This window comes from Paenibacillus sp. FSL K6-3182 (genome assembly GCF_037976325.1).
GTDB lineage: Bacteria > Bacillota > Bacilli > Paenibacillales > Paenibacillaceae > Pristimantibacillus.
Map to the genome: position 1 here is coordinate 6,657,501 of NZ_CP150265.1, position 5,000 is coordinate 6,662,500.

The 5,000-nt window shown below is 47.2% G+C and carries 2 protein-coding genes, 3 tRNA genes and 1 rRNA gene (1 of these 6 only partly in view); all 6 read right to left on the reverse strand.

Annotation, left to right across the window (positions count from 1 at the left end; all coding sequences use genetic code 11):
• Positions 1 to 142: 142 nt before the first annotated feature.
• A complete protein-coding gene (locus tag MHH56_RS29215) occupies positions 143 to 658 on the reverse strand; it encodes a DinB family protein (protein WP_339205128.1) in 516 nt (171 codons plus the stop codon).
• 81 nt (positions 659 to 739) lie between these two features.
• A complete protein-coding gene (locus MHH56_RS29220; RefSeq protein WP_339205129.1) occupies positions 740 to 1,657 on the reverse strand; it encodes a YafY family protein in 918 nt (305 codons plus the stop codon).
• Positions 1,658 to 2,439: 782 nt separating this feature from the next.
• A tRNA-Leu gene (locus tag MHH56_RS29225) sits at positions 2,440 to 2,519 on the reverse strand.
• Positions 2,520 to 2,537: 18 nt separating this feature from the next.
• Positions 2,538 to 2,613: transfer RNA gene (locus MHH56_RS29230), tRNA-Lys, on the reverse strand.
• Positions 2,614 to 2,619: 6 nt separating this feature from the next.
• Positions 2,620 to 2,695 (reverse strand) — tRNA-Val (locus tag MHH56_RS29235).
• Positions 2,696 to 2,837: 142 nt separating this feature from the next.
• Positions 2,838 to 5,000: ribosomal RNA gene (locus tag MHH56_RS29240) — 23S ribosomal RNA — on the reverse strand (it continues 769 nt past the right edge of the window).

A 5,000-nucleotide genomic window follows, 5' to 3' on the forward strand; every position in this document is an offset into this window, starting at 1 on the left:
GGTGACTTATTTCTTCTATTAAATCGAAGTAAAAAGGTCGACTCCCCTATTTTTAGAAGTATCGACCTTTTTAGTATAATTTGATTTAACTCAAAACAATATCCATTGCACTCACCAAATTTTCAAAACGATGCGCCAGTGTTTAAACGGATTCAGCAGCTTCCTGATACCAAAAAAATGCATAGTCGTTCATGACGGATGCGTGGCCTAGTTGGCGCAACATTGTAGAAATATTGCCTCTGTGATAGGTCCCATGATTGGCCACTTGCAGTACAATTTCCGATAAGCGTGTTTGGCGAATTCCGGCAAATGGGTTATCAAGCAAAACGGTTTGCTCCAAATCAGCTTCGCTTTGGAACCATTCTTTGTATTGTTCCGATAACTGCGCGAAGTTGTTGGCGTATTCATCTACAGAATGCAGGATACTCACATTTAGCGACATACATTCTTGAAATGCCTCTCGCATACCAGTGCCTGTTAAAACCTTATACCACATCGTATCCACTGCATAGATATGACTAAGGGCATGGGCAAGGGTAGGAAATGAGCTGTTTACTTCTTGACTTAGCACAGAGGCAGGGAGTTCCTTGATTCTCCCCATGATCGTTTGGTTGGCCCATGTGTGGTATTGAAACATTTCTACTGGATAATTGGACATTCGTAAAGTCTCCTTTTGATTTCTAATAAATTGATTTTGGTTCTGTAGTTATAATAATAAAAGAAGTATGACAACAGACTGTCATACTTCTTCATAAAGTTTGAGTGTATTTTGAAGCTGTTCTTTTAAAACCCCTCGCAGTGCATGAGGTTCGAGTACTTCGGCACCACTGCCAAAGCTCAGAAGAATGGACCATAGCCATCTTGCTTCTAGTGGTTTATATACTGGAATTCGTATCGTTGCATTTCCATCGGCATGAAATTCCATATCCGCTTGGTGAAACTGATCCATAGCTATCGCCAAAGCCTCCGGTCCCACTTGAATCACAACATCTTTCAAAAGATCGCACCATTCCTTGTTTGTGAAAGTAAGCTCTTTCGACACTAAGTGGTGCTGCTGAAAGTCTTCCTGCGTCAACACTAAGTTCATTATCCGTGATAGTCGGAACTCCCGATAGTCACAACGCGTGCGACAAAAGCCATAAACGTACCAATTGCCATATTTGAAATGAAGCTGTATGGGTTCCATATCACGGGAAGTACGATCATTATTAGCATTAATATAATCAAAACGGACGATTTTTCGCTCCGTAATGCCCGTACGTAAATATTGAAGCGCGTCTGGCCCTGACCGGCGGGTTTCTAAGTCGACAGATACAGTGGGGATCTGTTGCTCGGGTCCGATTGTTTGTAGTCTTTCAATGGTACCCTGAGCACGCTCATCTTTAAACACGCTGGAGAGGCTGCTTAGCACGGTGATTAGGGAATCGACATCATAAGAACCGAGCAAGCTTTTATCCATTTTGTATCCGTCCATTATGCCGTATCCGCCATTCATTCCCTGATACGATATGACAGGGAAGCCCGCAGCGCAGATCACATCGATATCCCGATAAATGGTTCTTTGGGAAACTTGATACTCTTCAGCCAGCATAGAAGCAGACAAAACTTCGTTATTCAGGAGCTTGTAGATTATGGAGATCAATCGCTCCAATTTCATATATATATCCCCGCCCGTTAATCCATTTCGTATTGCTGCTTAATATTATATCACAGATTTTTTATTACTAATTTTCAGGGACACCCTGCTTGATGTATCGTAGATATATGAATTGGATTGAACGATCGGAGAATCTAGATTGGCATAACACCGCCGAACCCACGTTAGAAAGCATCTCCTATCGCAGGTAGACGCGCAGTCATAATGGAAGGAGTTCTCTTGAAGAACAAACATCACTAATGTAAACGCACCGATGACCAACCGGTCGTGTGTGTGCCAGAGGCACCGAGACTAGCACATTTTATATAGTGTTATAGTCAAAAAAAGCTACTTGCATTCATTCGAACATGTACCCTAGATTATTGAATGAATTTCCGCAACATTACGATCTGACATATTAGTAATACCTAGACAAACAGCTGTCTAAGCGTTCGCCTTTTCAATAAGTACACTTACAGTCGCATCACAGTACTATTACAGAGCAGCCCTCTTCTTTTTTAAGGCGTGTCTATTCGGCTCTTAACATCCCGTACCTTCGTCTCTTATTAGATTCCAGATATTAGAATGATAATACTTGTCTGCAGAGGGTTAAAAATTCGGGGAATGTGTAGTGGAATTTTTTACGTGATCGGAGTAATAACAACTGAAGCCTTATTATGTTCTACAAATATGATGTTACCCATTTCATGAAAACTACTCAAAACATCTCATCTAAGCATCATTTCCTACTTTTAAACAACAAAAAAAGCCTTGCTAAGCAAGACTTCTTTGCCGTACTATGATGCGCGTAGAGGGACTTGAACCCCCACGGTTGCCCGCTAGATCCTAAGTCTAGTGCGTCTGCCAATTCCGCCATACGCGCGCATCCGAGATTAAAAAATGGTGAGTCATGTAGGATTCGAACCTACGACACCCTGATTAAAAGTCAGGTGCTCTACCAACTGAGCTAATGACTCATACTATGGTGGAGGATGACGGGATCGAACCGCCGACCCTCTGCTTGTAAGGCAGATGCTCTCCCAGCTGAGCTAATCCTCCATGGAAACACTAAAACCCACTGCGAGTGGGAGTCTTGCTTCATTGTGCGTTTTGCACTTTGAAAACTGGATACGAAAGATTAGGCTTGCTGAAGCCTTTTATGCTGCTGTCTACTGGATGTATGGGTCACAGTAAACGTGTTTAGGATAAGCCCTCGACCGATTAGTATTCGTCAGCTACACACATTGCTGTGCTTCCACCCCGAACCTATCAACCTCGTCGTCTTCAAGGGGTCTTACATACTGGGAAATCTCATCTTGAGGGGGGCTTCACGCTTAGATGCTTTCAGCGCTTATCCCGTCCGTACTTGGCTACCCAGCGGTGCTCCTGGCGGAACAACTGGTACACCAGCGGTACGTCCATCCCGGTCCTCTCGTACTAAGGACAGCTCCTCTCAAATTTCCTGCGCCCGCGACAGATAGGGACCGAACTGTCTCACGACGTTCTGAACCCAGCTCGCGTACCGCTTTAATGGGCGAACAGCCCAACCCTTGGGACCTACTTCAGCCCCAGGATGCGATGAGCCGACATCGAGGTGCCAAACCTCCCCGTCGATGTGGACTCTTGGGGGAGATAAGCCTGTTATCCCCAGGGTAGCTTTTATCCGTTGAGCGATGGCCCTTCCATTCGGTACCACCGGATCACTAAGCCCTACTTTCGTACCTGCTCGACTTGTAGGTCTCGCAGTCAAGCTCCCTTATGCCTTTGCACTCTTCGAATGATTTCCAACCATTCTGAGGGAACCTTTGGGCGCCTCCGTTACATTTTAGGAGGCGACCGCCCCAGTCAAACTGTCCACCTGACACGGTCCCCGAACCGGTTTCACGGTTCTAGGTTAGAACTCCGATACGATCAGGGTGGTATCCCAACGTTGCCTCCACACAAGCTGGCGCTCATGCTTCAAAGGCTCCCACCTATCCTGTACAGATCGTACCAAAGTTCAATATCAAGTTACAGTAAAGCTCCATGGGGTCTTTCCGTCTTGTCGCGGGTAACCTGCATCTTCACAGGTATTAAAATTTCACCGGATCTCTCGTTGAGACAGCGCCCAAGTCGTTACGCCATTCGTGCGGGTCAGAATTTACCTGACAAGGAATTTCGCTACCTTAGGACCGTTATAGTTACGGCCGCCGTTTACTGGGGCTTCGGTTCACAGCTTCGGGTTACCCCTAACCGCTCCCCTTAACCTTCCAGCACCGGGCAGGCGTCAGCCCGTATACTTCGCCTTACGGCTTCGCACAGACCTGTGTTTTTGCTAAACAGTCGCTTGGGCCTTTTCACTGCGGCCCCCTCGGGCTATTCACCCTACCGAGGCACCCCTTCTCCCGAAGTTACGGGGTCATTTTGCCGAGTTCCTTAACGAGAGTTCTTCCGCGCGCCTTAGCATGCTCTGCTCGCCTACCTGTGTCGGTTTGCGGTACGGGCACCTAGATCTCACTAGAGGCTTTTCTTGACAGCCGGAGTACATGACCTTCGCTACTGCAATTTTCGCTCCCCATCACAGCCCAGCCTTATGATCGACGGATTTGCCTATCGATCAGCCTCACTGCTTGGACGGACTATTCCATCAGTCCGCGTCACTGCCCTTCTGTGTCACCCCATTGCTCAAACAATCTTCGGTGGTACAGGAATTTCAACCTGTTGTCCATCCACTACGCCTTTCGGCCTCGCGTTAGGTCCCGACTTACCCTGAGAGGACGAGCCTTCCTCAGGAACCCTTAGGCTTTCGGCGGACAAGATTCTCACTTGTCTTTTCGTTACTCATACCGGCATTCTCACTTGAATACAGTCCACCAGTCCTCACGGTCCAACTTCAATCCGTATTCAACGCTCCCCTACCCAAGTACCTAATGGTACATGTCATAGCTTCGGTGGTGTGTTTAGCCCCGTTACATTTTCGGCGCAGAGTCACTCGACCAGTGAGCTATTACGCACTCTTTAAATGATGGCTGCTTCTAAGCCAACATCCTGGTTGTCTTTGCAACTCCACATCCTTTCCCACTTAACACACACTTGGGGACCTTAGCTGATGATCTGGGCTGTTTCCCTCTTGACAATGGATCTTAGCACTCACTGTCTGACTCCCGAGTAGCACGTCTATGGCATTCGGAGTTTGACTGGACTTGGTAACCCTTGGCGGGCCCCGCACCCAATCAGTGCTCTACCTCCACGACGCTCATTCCTCGAGGCTAGCCCTAAAGCTATTTCGGGGAGAACCAGCTATCTCCGAGTTCGATTGGAATTTCTCCGCTACCCCCACCTCATCCCCGCATTTTTCAACATGCGTGGGTTCGGGCCTCCAGTG

Coding starts and splice junctions, on each gene's coding strand:
- MHH56_RS29215 (WP_339205128.1), bottom strand. CDS start 658: ATGTCCAATTATCCAGTAGAAATGTTTCAATACCACACATGGGCCAAC.
- MHH56_RS29220 (WP_339205129.1), bottom strand. CDS start 1,657: ATGAAATTGGAGCGATTGATCTCCATAATCTACAAGCTCCTGAATAAC.